A 15,238-nucleotide genomic window follows, 5' to 3' on the forward strand; every position below is an offset into this window, starting at 1 on the left:
ATCGTTGCAACCCCATCTCCACCCGGCTGATGGGGGGAGGATAAGGGATGTGGAGGGGGTGGGGATAAGTTTTGGTTTTTTGCGGGTTCGGCGTCTGTGGCAGCAGCCCCCTCATCCGGCCCTTCGGGCCACCTTCTCCCCGAGGGGGAGAAGAATGGTGCGGCGCGCCTCTGTTCCTCTCCCTCTCGGGGAGAGGGTGGATCGGCCGCAGGCCGAGACGGGTGAGGGGGTGGGCGGCAGGGTGTCGACATCAGGCGCCGGTGTGTGGGAGCACCCCCTCCTAGCTTCGCTAGGCCTGTCGGCCAAGCTGCGCTACCTCCCCCGTCAAGGGGGAGGTGGGGGCCGGTGTTTGCCGCATGATCCCCGCCACTCGCGCGTCGCGTTCAGACGTCGACCTTGAAGCCGAGTTCGATTTCGCTGCCGGGCAGGCCCTTGAGGCCCCAGTTTTCCCGGGGCACTTCGTGCAGGATGACCTTGAGATCGTGCGGGGCAAGGCCGAACGGCGCCACGGCCGCGACCAGCTCGGCATAGAGCCGGCGCTTGGCCTCGATGGAGCGGCCGGTGAAGAGGCTGATTTCCACGATTGTGTAATGCGGCCCCACATGGGGCGGCACGATCATCGCCTCCGCATCATATTCGGCCAGACGCACGCAGCGGTCGCGATCGGGAATGCGGATGCCCGCCACCAGTGCCTGCTGCACCGCCTCGATGAATTCTCCGCGCCGCGCTCCCAGCCAGCCCTGGCGGGTTTCGATTCTCGTAGAAGGCATTGGCGTCAATCCTTGACGTTAAATGTCAGGCGCGTCGCTGCAGGGCCAGCCAGATGCCGCCGATCATCAGCGCCACGCCGGAGACGCGGTTGACCAGCCGCACCCGCGCCGCAGTCAGCACATGCCGGGCCCGTCCCGCCGCGACGGCATAGATGGCGTCGGTCAGCGTGGCCACGGCCATGACGATCAGGCCCAGGGTCAGGATCTGCCCGAAGGCGGGGCGCGAAAGATCGACGAATTGCGGCAGGAAGGCCGAGAGGAACAGCAACGTCTTCGGATTGGACCAGCTCACCACCGCGCCCTGCCAGAGATAGCGCAGGACCGGCTCGGGCTGGCCGCCCTCCAGGGCAATGTGGCCGCGCGCGCTGAACATCTTCCAGCCGATCCAGACCAGATAGGCCGCCCCGCAGAACTTGATGATCTCGAAGGCGCCGGACACGAAGGTCATCACCGCCTCGAGCCCGATGGCCACGATCAGCACCATGGACAGCATGCTCAATTCGGTGCCGAGAATGGTCAGCAGGCCCGCGCGCGTGCCGCCGGCCAGCGAATTGGCGACGACCACCGATACCGAGGGTCCCGGTACCAGGGAAAACAGGAGGCAGGCCAGCACATAGGGCAGGATGATATTCGGGTCGATCATGATCGTCTCCTTTCCCGCAGCAAGCCACGCCGCCGCGCGCTTGGCAAGATGTCCCGATCATGCGCCGCGCGGCCGAATGAAAAAGGGGCGCCGCAGCGCCCCTTTGCCTATTCGCTTGCCGGTTCGGCCGGCGGCGCCGCGCCGCCTTCGTCTTCATCACCCTCGGGCTCGCTGATGCGCTCGACCGAGACGACCTTCTCGTCCTCGGCCGTGTCGAAGACGATGACGCCCTGCGACCCGCGGCTGACGATGCGGATCGGCTTGTCGCCGCCCACCGGCAGGCGGATTGTCTGGCCGCCATCGCTGATCAGCATGATCTGGTCTTCGTCTTCCACCGGGAAGGAGGCGACCAGATGGCCGTTGCGCTTGTTGACCGCCATGGCGACGATGCCTTTGCCGCCGCGCCCGGTGATCCGGTATTCGTGGCTGGAGGTGCGCTTGCCATAGCCGTTTTCGGAAATGGTGAGGATGAACTGCTCGAGCGCACCCATCTTGGCGTACAATTCCTGGTCGAGCTCGCCGGCTTCCACGCCGGCCTCGTCGGAGGCCACATCCTCGCCGTCGACCTCGCCCCGCATGGCGCGGCTGCGCTTGAGATAGGCGGCCCGCTGCTCGGCCGTGGCGTCGGAATGGTTGATCACCGCCATGGAGATGACCGTGTCGCCCTCGGCGAGCTGAATGCCGCGCACGCCCATGGAATCGCGGCCCTTGAACAGGCGCACATCGTCCACCCGGAAGCGGATGGCCTGGCCGAGCGCCGTAGTCAGCAGCACGTCATTGTTGATCGTGCAGGTCTCGACGCCGACGATCTCGTCGCCCTCGTCCAGCTTCATGGCGATCTTGCCGTTCTGGCGCACCTCGACGAAATCCGCCAGCGAATTGCGGCGCACCGTGCCGCGCGTGGTGGCGAACATGATGTCGAGATTGCCCCAGGAGGTTTCGTCCTCCGGCAGCGGCATGATCGAGGTGATGCGCTCGCCCTGCTCCAGCGGCAGGATATTGATCAACGCCTTGCCGCGCGCATTGGCGGCCGCCAAAGGCAGGCGCCAGACCTTGAGCTTGTAGGCAATGCCCCGGCTGGTGAAGAACAGCACCGGCGTATGCGTATTGGCGACGAAGAGGCGCGAGACGAAATCCTCGTCGCGCGTCGACATGCCCGAGCGGCCCTTGCCGCCCCGGTTCTGCGCCCGATAGGTGGAGAGCGGCACGCGCTTGATATAACCGCTATGGCTGACCGTCACGACCATGTCCTCGCGGGCGATCAGGTCCTCGTCGTCGAAATCGGCGGCGTGGTCGGTGATCTCGGTACGGCGCGGCGTGCCGAACTGCTCGCGGATCTCTTCGAGCTCGGTGCGGATGATGGCCCGCACGCGTTCGCGGCTGCGCAGGATGTCGAGATAATCCTCAATTTCGGCGCCAAGGCCATTGAGCTCGTCGCCGATTTCGTCGCGGCCCAGGGCGGTGAGGCGGGCAAGGCGCAGTTCGAGAATGGCGCGTGCCTGTTCCTCGGAGAGGTTGAAGGTGCCGTCCTCGTTGATGCGGTGGCGCGGATCGTCGATCAGCCTGATGAGCGGCTCGACATCGGCCGCCGGCCAGCGGCGGGTCATCAATTGCTCGCGCGCCGTCGCCGGATCGGGCGCGGTGCGGATGAGCGCGATCACCTCGTCGATATTGGCGACGGCGATGGCCAGGCCCACCAGGACATGGGCGCGGTCGCGCGCCTTGTTGAGCAGGAACCGGGCCCTTCGGGTCACCACTTCCTCGCGGAACTCGATGAAGCAATCCAGGATCTGGCGCAGGTTCATCAATTCCGGCTTGCCGCCGTTCAGCGCCACGAAATTGCAGCCGAAGGAGGATTGCAGCGGCGTGAAGCGATAGAGCTGGTTCAGCACCACGTCGGGCAGCGCATCGCGCTTGACCTCGACCACGACGCGCATGCCTTCGCGGCTGGATTCGTCGCGCAGGTCGGCAATGCCCTCGATGCGCTTGTCGCGCACCAGTTCGGCGATCTTCTCCACCATCGAGGCCTTGTTCACCTGATAGGGAATCTCGGTGATGACGATGGCCTCGCGCTCCTTGCGCACCTCCTCGATGGTGGAGCGCCCGCGCACGATGATCGAACCGCGCCCGGTCTCATAGGCCTGGCGGATGCCCGCCCGGCCCAGGATGATGCCACCGGTCGGGAAATCGGGGCCCGGCAGGTGCTCCAGCAATTCCTCAGTGGTGATGAAGGGATTGTCCAGCACCGCCAAGGCGGCATTGATCGTTTCGGTCAGGTTGTGGGTGGGGATATTGGTGGCCATGCCCACGGCGATGCCGCCGCCGCCATTGACCAGCATATTGGGGAACCGCGCCGGCAGCACGCTCGGCTCTTTTTCGGAGCCGTCGTAATTGTCGCGGAAATCCACCGTGTCCTTGTCGAGGTCGTCGAGCAGGGAATTGGTGATCTTCTGCATGCGCACTTCGGTGTAACGCATGGCCGCCGGCATATCGCCGTCCACCGAACCGAAATTGCCCTGGCCTTCCACCAGCATCTCGCCCATGGAGAATTGCTGGGCCATGCGCACCAGCGCCATATAGACGGCGCTGTCGCCATGCGGGTGATATTTACCGATCACGTCGCCGACCACGCGGGCCGATTTGCGGAACGGCTTGTTATATTCGTAGCCGTTCTCGCTCATCGAGAACAGGATGCGCCGGTGCACGGGCTTGAGGCCGTCGCGCACGTCCGGCAGCGCGCGGCTGACGATCACGCTCATGGCGTAATCGAGATAGCTCTTGCGCATTTCGTCAGTGATATAGATCGGGGCGATGTCCGAGGACGGCGCGCCGCCGCTCACATCTTCAGGCGTATCTGTCACGGGGTGATTCTACGTTGGTTCTCGTTCCCCGATAGATAGGCGATTCCGGCGCAAATTACCAATTTCCGGCGGCCGGGGCTGTGGAGATCACGCCCTTGCCGGCCGCGCCCGGTTCATCTGCCGGAAACGGGGGATGGCCAGGGGCGACAAAGCCGCCGCCAGGTAGAGCATCCCGGTCAGGCCCAGCGCCACGGACAGGCCGGCATAATCGACCAGAACGCCCGCATAAAGGCCGCCAAACGGCATCAGCGCCCAGGCCAGCGCCCCCACCAGCGCGATGACGCGGCCCACCATGGGCGCCGGGATGCGCTCGAACAGGATGGCGCCGATGATGGGATTGAGGAAGCCCGCCGCAAAGCCGCTGAAGCCAAGAATGGCCAGGATCGCCGGAACCGGCAGCGCGAACGCCAGGGCCAGCATCGGCGAGGGCCCGGCGCAGATGAAGCCGATGACATAGATGGCCAGCCGCGGCAGCCGCTCGGCGAAGGCGGCGGCTATGGCCGCCCCGCCGATGGCGCCACCCGAAAAGGTGGCGAGGAACAGGCCCACCCAGGTCACCTCGAGCCCCGCGCCCTGCACCCAGACGGGCAGCAGTACGATGGCATAGGCCTGGTCGAACAGATTGGTCACCGCGATCATCGCCACCATGCCCACCAGAACCGGGTCGTTGCGCAGCGTCGCCCAGCCGGCGGCGAAATCGGCGCGATAGCTGGTGCGCGCCGTCTTCTCGGCAGATATGGCGCGCGGCACGCCCAACCCGACCAGCAGCGCGGACAGGAGGAAGGTCAGGCCATTGACCAGCAGGGCCGGGGCCGTGCCCATCAGGGCGATGAGCACCCCTGCCCCCGCCACGCCCAGCGTGCCGGCGAGCCGGTCGCTGACGCCGAGAACGCCGGTCACCCGCTCCAGCGGCATATGACCCAAGGCCGCCACGCTGGGCACCAGAGCCTGCTTGGCCGCGTCGGACGGCGCCCGCAGGATGCCGAGCAGCGCCACGGCCGGCAGCAGGAGCCAGATCGACAGGATGCCCGCCCAGAACAGCAGCGGCACCAGCGCCACCGCCAGGGCCGAGAGGCAATCGCTCCAGATGGAAATCCGCCGTGCCCCGACGCGGTCGATCAGCGGCCCGGCCAGGGCCTTGGCCACCACATAGGGCAGCAGCTCCGCCATGCCCACCAGCCCGGTCAGCACCGGGCTGCCGGTGGTGGTCAGCACCAGCCAGGGAATGGCCACCACCGAAACCCGGGTGCCGCCAACCGAAGCGATCGTGGCCCCGGCCACCGCCATCAGCGCGCCCTTGCCGCCCATCTCAGAACTCCTCCGGCGCGCGGGGAAAGGCGTGTAGCAGGATGGTTACGGTTTCCATCCCCGCCTCCCGGGCGGCACCGAGCTGGGGCGCCGTCTCCATCGCCTCCCACAGGACCGCATGCAGCTTTTCCACCAGCGCCTCGGCCTGCCCCGCGGTCAGGGGAATGTTGAAATCGCTGATTGTGGACGCCTTGCGCCATTCCGGCGGCAATTCGATATGGCGCTCCAGCGCCCGCTGCATCAGCGCGATCTGCGCATTGAGCGCCGCCTGGGCGAAGGCAATGCCGGCATCGAGCGCGTCTTCGTCGCTGTCATCCTCCAGGAAGGTCGTGGATTCATGCCGCGCCCGCCACCAGCGGTCCCGTCCATTGCCGCGCCCTTCATCCTCCTCGATGAAGCCGTGGCGCGCCAATTGCCGCAAATGATAGCTGGTGGCGCCGCTATTCAGCCCCAGCCGCCCCGCAAGGCTCGTCGCCGTGGCCGGCCCCTCGATCCGCAGCAGGCCCAGCATGCGCAGGCGCTGCGGATGCGCCAGCGCCCGCAATGCCATGGCATTGGGGCGAATACGGCTGATCGTGCGGCGCTCGGACATGGGCAAACCCCTCTCGTTCGCCCGATGATAAACCGCAAACAAATCTTTGCAAAGATATCTTTGCAATGTGGAATTGAGGCCACGAAAACGGGGCCGGATATTGTCCGGCGCCGCTGCAAGCGTCAGGACAGGCCTAGTCAGTCCGGCAGCGCATAGGCCACCAGATGGCCGTTGAGGTTGTCGTAGATGCCGGTGGCGCCGGAGGCGGCAATGACGATGAACTGCTTGCCCGAGGGGCTGACATAGCTCATCGGATTGGCCGAAGCGCCATTGGGCAGCTTGTGGGTCCACAATTCCTCGCCGGTCCGCATGTCGACGGCACGGATATAGCCATCCTGCGAGCCGCCGAAGATCACCACGCCGGTCTTGGTGACCAGCGTGCCGCCGGTCATCGGCGCGCCCAATTGCCAGGTCAGGCCGGACTTGATGCCGAAGGGACCGGAATTGGCGGCGGTGCCGATCGGACGCTCCCAGAGCACGTCATAGGTCTCCAGGTCCACGGCGGTCAGCATGCCATAGGGCGGGCGCAGGCAGGGCACCTTGAGCGGGGACATGAAGGGCTCGTTGGTGACGGCGAAGGGCGTTCCCATCTGCGGGGCGCCAAGCGCCATCGAGACGGTGAAATTGCCTTCGGCATCGGCCGCGTCCCAGCCCCGGCGGTCCGCTTCCTCGCGGGGGATGAGTTGCACGCGGTTGGGCATGCGCGTCCAGTTGGCGATCATGACCTTCTCGTCCTGGTGGACGGAGACCGAGCCCCAGTTGATGCCGCCGATATAGCCGGGGAATTGCAGGCTTCCCCCCACCGATGGCGGGGTGAACTGGCCTTCATAGCGCAGCTTCTGGAATTCCAGGCGGCACCAGAGCTGATCCAGCGGGGTAATGCCCCACATATCGGCTTCCGTGAGGTCCGGACCGGCAAAGGACGGCATATTGGTGGGATAGGGCTGGGTCGGCGCAGTGAAGTCGCCTTCCGCCGCCCCCTGCGGCACGGGCCGCTCCTCGATCGGATCGATGGCCTCGCCGGTCAGCCGGTTCAGGGTGAAGACCTGGCCGCGCTTGGTCGGCTGCAACAGCGCCGGGATCATTTCGCCATTCGGCCCCGGCAGGTCCACCAGCGCCGGCTGGGCGCCCACGTCATAGTCCCAGATGTCGTGATTGACGGTGCGGAAATGCCAGCGCACTTCGCCACTGGCCGAATCCAGCGCCACGACCGAGGAGGTGAATTCCTCGAAATTCTCGCTGCGATGGGCGCCCCAGTAATCGGGCGTGGCATTGCCGGTGGTGATGAAGACCAGCCCGTTCTCCTCGTCGGCGCTGAACAGGCCCCAGGCATTGGGGCTGCCCCGCTCGTAAATCTCGCCTTCCGGCGGCCGGCCATGATAATCGGGCTTGCCGGGATCGAAGGCCCAGACGAAATCGCCGGTCACCGCGTCGAAGGCGCGAACGACGCCCGAGGGCTCGCCCACTTCCTGCCCATCGGAAATCCACCCGCCGATCACCGCGACGCCATTGGTCACGGTCGGGCCGGAGGTCGACAGCACAAAGCCCTTCTTCACCTCGCCCAGATCGGTCAGCAGATTGACGAACCCGTCCTCGCCGAAGCTGGTGCACAATTCACCCGAGCGCGCATCGACGGCAAAGAGCCGCGCATCCACCGTCGCGGCGAGAATGCGGCTCTGGCATTCCTCGACCGGCTGGGAGGCCTCGTAATAGGAAACGCTGCGGCACTTCTTGGACATGACCCCGGACAGGTCCGAGCCCGGATCGAAACGCCAGCGCTGCTCCCCGTTTTCCGCATCCAGCGCGAAGATCAGGTTGTTGTTGGTGCAGCCATAGAGCGTGTCGCCCACCTGGATGGGCGCGGCGGTGATGCCGTTATACATGGTGACATCGACCGGGAAATCCACCTGCCAAGCCAGTTCGAGGTCCTTGGCGTTTTCCGGCGTGATCTGGTCGAAAGGCGCGAATTTCGCGCCATTGGCGGCCCCGCTGGCATAGCGCCATTCATTGCCCGGCGCGGCGATGCCGGGAATGGGCCGGGTGGGCGCCTCGGCGGGGCCGGTCGTGGTCACGGGCTGGTCCTGCCCTTCCTCGACCAGGAGGGCGAAACCGTGACTTCCTGCGCCACCGACATCAGCGGCAGCGCCATGGTGGAAGCCGCCAGGGCGGCCAGAATGGATGTATGCGCTTTCATCGGTCTTACGCCGCCTTGTGGTTGGGCGCGCCCCGGAGCGGGCGCCAGTTGAACGGCAGGGCCATGTAGAGGCCGATGACGAAGGGGCCGACCAGACGGGGCATCAGCGCCCAGCCGTTGAAGCCGACCTCCCAGATGGCCCAAACCAGCGTCCAGGCCAGCATGGCGGCGAAAATCCACACGCCGAGCATCCGGCCGGTCCACAGGAAAAAACCGCTGGCCAGGCAGGCCAGACCCGTAACGAGGTAATAGAGCGAGCCGCCCAGGGCGGCCAATTGCGCGCCGCCCACGGTCAGGACGACGCCGATAAGCGCGATCACCACCGCCAGAATGCGCGGCGCGAGCAGGCGGGTCCAGGCGCCCGCTGCCAAACTAGACATTTCCCTTGCCTCCGAAATGACCCCAATTGCCCGCGCATGCCTTGGCCAGCCTATCCCGGCTCTGTTATTGCGGCTTGGCGCGAACGGCCCGCCTCCTACGGCGGACCGCAAAAGTGGACACCCGTGTCCGCTTACAGTCAAGAGGCTATCGATGGTGGAAAAGCGACAGCGAAAGGATGCGGCGGCGCGGCGCGAAACCATTTTGGCCGCTGCCGAAATCGCTTTCGCCGAAAAGGGCCTCGATGTGCCGCTGGAGGAAATCTGCGCCGCGGCGGGCGTCGGCCGGGCCACGCTCTACCGCAATTTCGAGAATCGCATCGCCCTGGTCCATGCGATCATGAGCAATAATCTGGACAAGCTCGACATGGTGGTGGCCCGCGCCGGCCAGGACCCGAACGGGCTGGCGCTCTTCCTCGCCGAAATCCTCGACCAGCAGGTCAAGACCGGCGGGCTGGTCTACCTGATCAGCCAGAATCCCGCGCTGGACCGCAATCTCAGCAGCCGCTTCCGCGCCCATCTCGACGAACTGGTGCCCCGCGCCCGCGCCGCCGGCCTGGTCCGGCCGGATATCACCGCCGATCAGGTCGCCATCACCGTCCGCATGATGTGGGGTGGCCTCGAAGGGCTCGGCTTTGCCCAGCGGCGGAAGACCGCGCCCCTGGTCCATGCGCTGAGCCTGGGCGCCCTGGGCATGTCCGCGCCCTCAATCGGCGTCGAAATGCAGCCGTGACGCCTCGATGCGGCCGATGCTCTCATTGGCCCATTCGATCAGGTGCCCGAACGGCACGATCAGCGAATGGCCGAGCGGGGTCAGCCGATATTCCACCGCGGGCGGCTTGGTGTCGAAGACCTGGCGGGCCACCAGCCCGTCGCGCTGCAGGTCGCGCAGGGTCTGGGTCAGCATTTTCTGGGAAATGTCGGGGATGTCCCGGTGCAGCCGGTTGAAGCGCTTGGGCCCCGAAGCCAGCGTCATCACCAGCAGCATGCTCCATTTGTCGCCGATCTTGTCGAGCACGTCGCGCACCGGACAGGGTCCGGGCAGGCCCGATGCCGCATTCCAGCGCTCCACATAGAGTGAAGCCAGTTCCTGACCCTGCTGCATGCACTTACCCCAAGGTAATCTATTGCCGAAAAAGTGCCTCCTTTTCAGCCATCGCGCCGGCCACTAGATAGACACTCACTTTTCGATACTTACTCTCCCATCCGCAGCGGAACAAGGGGAGCGAGCCGATATCCGTTTCCCTGTTCAGGAGAGAGCACCATGAGCGCATTCGACAATGTCCCCTTTCTCGTCACCGGCGCATCGGGCCATCTCGGCCGCATCGCCGTCGAGGAATTGCTGGCGCGCGGCGCCACCACGATCATCGCCGGCACCCGCGATCCGTCCAAACTCGCCGATCTGTCCGCCAAGGGCGTGGAGCTGCGCAAGCTCGATTTCAACGATCCGGCCAGCCTGCCCGCCGCCTTTGCCGGCGTCGAGCGCGTGCTCCTGGTCTCCACCGACGGCGTTGGCGCCCGCCGCGCGCAGCACGAAGCCGCCATTGCCGCCGCGAAACAGGCCGGCGTCAGGCACCTCGTCTATACTTCCGCCCCGGCCGCCCGGCCCAATGCGGATGCCGGCCTCAATCCCGAGCACTTCTGGACCGAGATCGCCCTCGCCGCTTCCGGCCTCGGCTTCACCATCCTGCGCAATCACATGTATGCCGAGAACAATCTGGCCGACGCCGCCCATGTCATCGCGTCCGGCCAGCTTTTCGGCCTGATCGGCGATCGCGGCACCGCTTATGTCACCCGGGCTGATGCCGCCCGCACCGCCGCCGGCGCCCTGCTCTCGGCGGAAGGCGACAGCATCGAGGACGTCACCGGCCCCGCCGCGGTCACCAATGAGCAGCGCGCCGCCCTCTATGCGGACATCAGCGGCAAGCCGGTCGCCGTCGTCCCGCTCATGCCCGCCGATCTCAAGGCCGGCATGGTGGCCGCCGGCATTCCCGAAGGCTTTGCCGAAGTCCTCGTCGCCTTCCAGCGCGACGCCGTCTCCGGCCATCATGGCGTCGTCACCGATGTGGTGGAGCGCTATACGGGCCGGAAGCCCCAGGCCCTCGGGGACTTCCTGCGCGCCAACAAGGCCGCCCTGGCCGGCTGAGCCGGGCGGCGGACCCGTGTCCGGCGCGGGTCCGCCGCCATGCATGATCGCCCGCGATCATAAGTGTGAATACTGGACGGACCCGGCGCCACCCCGTAAAAATCCGCGCATTCGCCGGATGGGGGAGTCGGGTCTCGGTGTCTTCTGGTTCATTTCTGAAGCGGGCCCGCGACCGCATTACCCACAAGCGCTCCATCGGCTTCGGCCTCGAACATATCGGGCTGACCACGCTGCGCTTCCCGCGCCTGGTGGCCCTGGCCGTCCTCGCCTTCACCATCCTGGCCTTTTCGCAAATCCCCAAGGCCAATGTCGATGGCGACCTGCTGCGCGTCTATGCCCATTCAGGCCAATATTACGACGCCTATGAGCATCTGTCGGACACGTTCGGCACCTTCGAGAACGACATCTATGTTCTGGTCAGTTCCGAGCGCCTCGCCGATCCCGAGATCATCGAGGAAATCCGCTTCCTCGCCTTCGACCTGGAGCTGAACGACTACGCCGTCGGCACCATGTCGCCCTTCACGCTGCGCAAGCCCCTGCCCGGCGGCGGTTCGGTCCCGGCCATCCCCGAAGGCCTGCTCACCCCCGACGAAGTCGCCTTCGAACTGATCGATCTGCAGCAGAACGATCCCATGATGCGCAATCTCATCACCCCGGACCTGACCGGCGTGGTGATCATTCTTTTCCCCGACCAGGAGAAGGTGAAGGCCGACGGCGCCAAGGCGCTGATCGCCAGCCTGCGCGAAACCATCGCCTTCTACCAGTCCGAGGACATCCAGATCGAGCTGACCGGCCCGCCGATCTGGACCACGGAAATGCTCGAAGCCTCGGTGTCCGACCAGGTCAAGTTCACCATCTGGGGTTTCGGCCTCGGCGCGCTGATCGCGCTTCTGGCGCTGCGCTCCTTCTTCGGCGCCATCATCGTCGCCGCCACGCCCTTCCTGGCGGTGATGTGGTCCATGGGCATGATCCTCATGTTCTTCGGCTCCTTCTCCTTCCTCACCATCATCGTCACCACGCTGGTCCTGGTGATCTCCTTCGCCGAATCCATGTTCTTCGTCTTCAACTGGCTCGCCTTCTGGCGCGACGGCATGGAGCCGAACAAGGCGGTGGATGCCACGGTCAAGCTGGTCGGCCCGGCAGCGGCGCTGACCATGCTCACCACCTTTGTCAGCTTCGCCTCGCTGGCGCTGACCCCGGGCCAGGGCATTCGCGAATTCTCCATGGCCGGCGCCCTGGGCACTTTCCTGCTCTTCGTCTGCCTGATGACCTTCCTGCCGCTGCTGCTGAAGCTCTCCATCCGCCTCGGCTTCAAGGCGCCGCCCAGGACCAGCATGGTGCTGACCGCCCCGCTCCCCCTCGCCTGGTTCGTCGCCCGGCGCTTCGGCCGGCCGGTCTCGGTGATCGCCATCATCGTCACCATCCTGCTGCTCGTCCCCTATGCGCTGATCAAGCCGCATTTCTCCTTCGAGGACTTCGTGGCCCGGGATTCCACCGCGCTCTCGGCGGCGGAAGATATCGACGACGGAGTGGGCGGCGTCGCGCCGCTCTATGTCCGCGTGCCCCTGATCGGCGGCGATCCCAATATCGGGCCGGTGGATTTCGAAAAGATCCGCGTCGTGCACCAGATCGTGGAAAGCCATCTGGGGCAGAACAAGGTCATCTCGGCCGCCAGCATGACCAATTACACCGCGGCCGGCTTCACCCGCGAAGAGGTGTTCGACGCCGTCGGCCCCTTCATGAAGCGCCGCTTCGTCACCGATGACGGCACGCAGGCTCTGGTCACCGGCTTCATGCCGACGATCATCGAATCCGACCTGCTCAAGCAATTGGTGGACGACCTCAATGCCGACCTGGCGGCGGCCGGCATCACCGACGCCGAAATCGGCGGCTTCCGCATCCTGACCACCTTCGCCACCGACGATATCGTGCGCGGCCTCCAGCTCGACCTGACGCTATCGGTGATCGTCAATCTCGGGCTGATCGGCTTCGCGTTCCAATCCTTCCGGGTCGCACTGGCCTCGGCCATCCCCAATCTGTTCCCGGTCCTCGGCACCGAGGCCTGGCTGTATTTTTCCGGCCAGGGCCTGCAGCTCACCACCGTCATCGCCCTCACCATCGCCTTCGGCATCGCTGTGGACGACACGGTGCATTTCCTTTCCCATTACCTGCATTCGCGCCGCGACGAGGGCCTGTCGCATCTGGACGCCGTCAAGCACACGCTCAACCGCATCGGCGGGGCCATCGTCGCCACCACGATCATCCTCTGCGCGGGCGTCATCATCGTCACCTTTTCCGAGTTGCCGCAGGTGGCCCTGTTCGGTACGCTCTTCGTCTCCACCCTGGCCTTCGCGCTGATCGGCGATCTCTTCATCCTGCCGGCCCTGCTGGCCGCCGGCGGCAAATTCTTCCACCCGCTCGGCCGGATCGGCGTGCGCATGGCCGACGAGGATCCCACGCCCGACGATCCCATGGCCGATACCCACACGACCCGCCAGGGCAGACCGGCCGAAATCCGGCAGCCCGGCGCCTCATGAACCCGGCAATGTCCATCACGTCCCGACAAATGCCCGCGCAAGCCGCGCATAAATTTGATATCGAAGATTCGCCGAACGGCCGGGGGGCTCGTTTTGCCATTTGGAGGCGCTGACGCCATGATCACCTTCGGACCTCTGACCCGTGCGCTCGCACTGGCCGGCCTTCTCGTTTCGGCCGCTGCCGCCATCGGCCCGGCCATGGCTGCGCCGGCCGATGTCGCCCTGCTCAAGTCCTATATCGGGGAATGGCGCGGGCGCGGCGTGCTCATCGGCGCGCGGCAGGAAAGCGTGGTCTGCCGCCTTTCCCTGTCCCAGGGCAACCAGGACAAGGTCAATTACAATGGCCGCTGCACCCTGGCCGGCACCAATCTGTCCGTCGCGGGCACCATGGCCTATGTCGAGGCCAATCGGCGCTACGAGGCCGTGATGAGCTCCAACGCCACCTTCAACGGCGTCGCCATAGGCCAGAAGCGCGGCCAGAACCTGCTCTTCAACCTGCGCGAGCGCGACAAGGACGAAGAGGGAAAGGACCTCAACATTTCCGCCCAGATCCAGCTCAGCCAGGAAGCCATCCACGTCGTGTTCGAGGTGATCTACGTCGAAACCGGCGACAGCCTCCGCGCCGAAGTGCCGTTCAGCCGGTAAGAGGGCCGCGCCCCTGGTGAGGGGTGGCCGAGGGGTAGCGTGTCGAGCAAAACAAGTGCCCAGAAGACCTCATGGTGAGCCTGTCGAACCACGAGGTCGGGCCCGCTGAAGTCTGAGTGCCACGACCTCGCCCTTCGACAGGCTCAGGATGAGGTCTACTCCTGTCCCCACGCCGACGTCTGCCGCTCCCCGGCACTCAAACAAAAACCCCCGCGTAAAAACGCGAGGGTGATGTTTCGGCCGGCGCCGGACAGTCTGCAAATGCGCCCTGGCGATGCCGCTCAGAACGGGATGTCGTCGTCCATGCCGCCGGGCTCGAAGGCCGGCGCATTGGCCGAGGGCCGGCGCGCCCCGCCGCCGCCGCTATTGTCGCGCACGCCGCGGAACCCGCTATCGCCGCCACCATAGCCGCCGCCCTCGCCGGCATTGTCGCCGCGCCCGTCGAGCAGCACCATCGAGGCGTTAAAACCCTGCAGCACGATTTCGGTCGAATATTTGTCCTGGCCGGACTGGTCCTGCCACTTGCGCGTCTGGAGCTGGCCTTCGAGATAGACCTTGGAGCCCTTGCGCAGGTAACTCTCGGCCACGCGCACCAGGCCTTCCGAGAAGATCACCACCCGGTGCCACTCGGTCTTTTCGCGCTGCTCGCCGGTATTGCGATCCTTCCAGCGCTCCGATGTCGCCACCGACAGGTTCACCACCTTGCCGCCATTGTTCAGGGTGCGCACTTCCGGGTCATTGCCCAGATTGCCGACCAGAATAACCTTGTTCACGCTGCCAGCCATGGCACCATTCCTTCCAATTCAGTCCCGGTCTGCATGGATCGCGGGACGCTCACTGCGCCTGCAGGGTCATGGAGCCCATGCGCTTCCCTGCCCGTTCGCCGCAGCATAAACCTTTCAGCCGCGCCACACCGGTAAATTTACCGCCTACCCACACCTTTCGGGGCGTTTGTCGGGGCGTATTGCCGGGGCGCTTTGTTCTATTTATGTTCTCATTCCTGCTTTTGTCAACCGATCTCGCCCGCTGGCCCGCGCCCGGCCCCGTCCGGCAAATTGCACCGCTCCTGACTCCCCCTGTCAGCAGCCCTGCCCTAACCCATCTTGACCGAATCTCCCATGTTCTGGTTACGTTCACGACATTCTGATCCGGCAAGTTGACTTGC

At 65.6% G+C, this 15,238-nt stretch carries 14 protein-coding genes; 4 read left to right on the top strand and 10 right to left on the bottom strand.

The genetic code is table 11. From position 1 onward, the window contains the following. Nucleotides 1-383 precede the first annotated feature (383 nt). From A3840_RS16990 to A3840_RS17020, 8 genes are all read right to left on the bottom strand, one after another. Nucleotides 384-770: a tautomerase family protein gene (locus tag A3840_RS16990; protein ID WP_067459690.1), complete on the bottom strand. Its 387-nt coding sequence runs from the start codon at nucleotides 768-770 to the stop codon at nucleotides 384-386. A gap of 25 nt (nucleotides 771-795) precedes the next feature. After that, entirely contained in the window at nucleotides 796-1,413 is a 618-nt protein-coding gene (locus tag A3840_RS16995; RefSeq protein ID WP_067459693.1) for a LysE family translocator, read from the bottom strand. A gap of 107 nt (nucleotides 1,414-1,520) precedes the next feature. Next, on the bottom strand, nucleotides 1,521-4,274 hold the full coding sequence (gene gyrA, locus A3840_RS17000) for a DNA gyrase subunit A (RefSeq protein ID WP_067459696.1): 2,754 nt from the start codon (nucleotides 4,272-4,274) through the stop codon (nucleotides 1,521-1,523). A gap of 87 nt (nucleotides 4,275-4,361) precedes the next feature. Continuing rightward, nucleotides 4,362-5,582: an MFS transporter gene (locus A3840_RS17005; RefSeq protein WP_067459699.1), complete on the bottom strand. Its 1,221-nt coding sequence runs from the start codon at nucleotides 5,580-5,582 to the stop codon at nucleotides 4,362-4,364. A 1-nt stretch (nucleotide 5,583) separates the two neighbouring features. Beyond that, nucleotides 5,584-6,174, bottom strand: a complete 591-nt coding sequence (locus A3840_RS17010) for an ArsR/SmtB family transcription factor (RefSeq protein ID WP_067459702.1) — start codon at nucleotides 6,172-6,174, stop codon at nucleotides 5,584-5,586. Between the two features lie 137 nt (nucleotides 6,175-6,311). Beyond that, on the bottom strand, nucleotides 6,312-8,246 hold the full coding sequence (locus tag A3840_RS17015) for a pyrroloquinoline quinone-dependent dehydrogenase (RefSeq protein WP_067459705.1): 1,935 nt from the start codon (nucleotides 8,244-8,246) through the stop codon (nucleotides 6,312-6,314). Next, complete coding sequence (locus A3840_RS20175) at nucleotides 8,243-8,368, bottom strand: hypothetical protein (RefSeq protein ID WP_281180589.1); 126 nt, start codon at nucleotides 8,366-8,368, stop codon at nucleotides 8,243-8,245. The genes A3840_RS17015 and A3840_RS20175 overlap by 4 nt, the downstream gene beginning before the upstream one ends. A gap of 5 nt (nucleotides 8,369-8,373) precedes the next feature. Beyond that, nucleotides 8,374-8,748, bottom strand: coding sequence for a hypothetical protein (locus A3840_RS17020; RefSeq protein WP_131798361.1), 375 nt, complete (start codon nucleotides 8,746-8,748; stop codon nucleotides 8,374-8,376). A 151-nt stretch (nucleotides 8,749-8,899) separates the two neighbouring features. On the opposite strand from A3840_RS17020, the gene A3840_RS17025 reads away from it, so the two are divergent. Next, nucleotides 8,900-9,478: a TetR/AcrR family transcriptional regulator gene (locus A3840_RS17025; protein WP_067459709.1), complete on the top strand. Its 579-nt coding sequence runs from the start codon at nucleotides 8,900-8,902 to the stop codon at nucleotides 9,476-9,478. Here A3840_RS17025 and A3840_RS17030 read toward each other — a convergent pair. Then, nucleotides 9,452-9,850, bottom strand: coding sequence for a winged helix-turn-helix transcriptional regulator (locus A3840_RS17030; RefSeq protein ID WP_067459712.1), 399 nt, complete (start codon nucleotides 9,848-9,850; stop codon nucleotides 9,452-9,454). The two genes, A3840_RS17025 and A3840_RS17030, sit on opposite strands and share 27 nt — an antisense overlap. 159 nt (nucleotides 9,851-10,009) lie before the next feature. Between A3840_RS17030 and A3840_RS17035 the strand changes: the two genes are divergently transcribed. The 3 genes from A3840_RS17035 to A3840_RS17045 all read left to right on the top strand — a co-directional run bounded on the left by A3840_RS17035 (nucleotide 10,010) and on the right by A3840_RS17045 (nucleotide 14,073). Further along, complete coding sequence (locus A3840_RS17035) at nucleotides 10,010-10,891, top strand: NAD(P)H-binding protein (protein ID WP_067459715.1); 882 nt, start codon at nucleotides 10,010-10,012, stop codon at nucleotides 10,889-10,891. A 137-nt stretch (nucleotides 10,892-11,028) separates the two neighbouring features. Next, the gene (locus A3840_RS17040) at nucleotides 11,029-13,428 is read left to right on the top strand and encodes an efflux RND transporter permease subunit (protein WP_067459718.1); all 2,400 of its coding nucleotides are present in this window, start codon (nucleotides 11,029-11,031) and stop codon (nucleotides 13,426-13,428) included. A gap of 117 nt (nucleotides 13,429-13,545) precedes the next feature. Further along, nucleotides 13,546-14,073, top strand: coding sequence for a hypothetical protein (locus A3840_RS17045; RefSeq protein ID WP_067459721.1), 528 nt, complete (start codon nucleotides 13,546-13,548; stop codon nucleotides 14,071-14,073). A gap of 281 nt (nucleotides 14,074-14,354) precedes the next feature. Here the strand turns inward: A3840_RS17045 and ssb are convergent, their stop codons facing one another. Next, nucleotides 14,355-14,858 carry a single-stranded DNA-binding protein gene (ssb, locus tag A3840_RS17050; RefSeq protein WP_067459724.1) on the bottom strand — a complete coding sequence of 168 codons (504 nt, stop codon included), beginning with the start codon at nucleotides 14,856-14,858 and terminating at the stop codon, nucleotides 14,355-14,357. Nucleotides 14,859-15,238: the final 380 nt, after the last annotated feature.

The organism is Devosia elaeis (genome assembly GCF_001650025.1).
Lineage (GTDB): Bacteria > Pseudomonadota > Alphaproteobacteria > Rhizobiales > Devosiaceae > Devosia > Devosia elaeis.

Excerpts from the sequence above, each read along its gene's own strand:
- A3840_RS17010 (WP_067459702.1), bottom strand. The coding sequence starts at position 6,174 with ATGTCCGAGCGCCGCACGATCAGCCGTATTCGCCCCAATGCCATGGCA.
- A3840_RS17025 (WP_067459709.1), top strand. The coding sequence starts at position 8,900 with ATGGTGGAAAAGCGACAGCGAAAGGATGCGGCGGCGCGGCGCGAAACC.
- A3840_RS16995 (WP_067459693.1), bottom strand. The coding sequence starts at position 1,413 with ATGATCGACCCGAATATCATCCTGCCCTATGTGCTGGCCTGCCTCCTG.
- A3840_RS17035 (WP_067459715.1), top strand. The coding sequence starts at position 10,010 with ATGAGCGCATTCGACAATGTCCCCTTTCTCGTCACCGGCGCATCGGGC.
- A3840_RS20175 (WP_281180589.1), bottom strand. The coding sequence starts at position 8,368 with ATGAAAGCGCATACATCCATTCTGGCCGCCCTGGCGGCTTCCACCATG.
- A3840_RS16990 (WP_067459690.1), bottom strand. The coding sequence starts at position 770 with ATGCCTTCTACGAGAATCGAAACCCGCCAGGGCTGGCTGGGAGCGCGG.
- A3840_RS17045 (WP_067459721.1), top strand. The coding sequence starts at position 13,546 with ATGATCACCTTCGGACCTCTGACCCGTGCGCTCGCACTGGCCGGCCTT.
- A3840_RS17030 (WP_067459712.1), bottom strand. The coding sequence starts at position 9,850 with ATGCAGCAGGGTCAGGAACTGGCTTCACTCTATGTGGAGCGCTGGAAT.
- ssb (WP_067459724.1), bottom strand. The coding sequence starts at position 14,858 with ATGGCTGGCAGCGTGAACAAGGTTATTCTGGTCGGCAATCTGGGCAAT.
- A3840_RS17005 (WP_067459699.1), bottom strand. The coding sequence starts at position 5,582 with ATGGGCGGCAAGGGCGCGCTGATGGCGGTGGCCGGGGCCACGATCGCT.
- A3840_RS17020 (WP_131798361.1), bottom strand. The coding sequence starts at position 8,748 with ATGTCTAGTTTGGCAGCGGGCGCCTGGACCCGCCTGCTCGCGCCGCGC.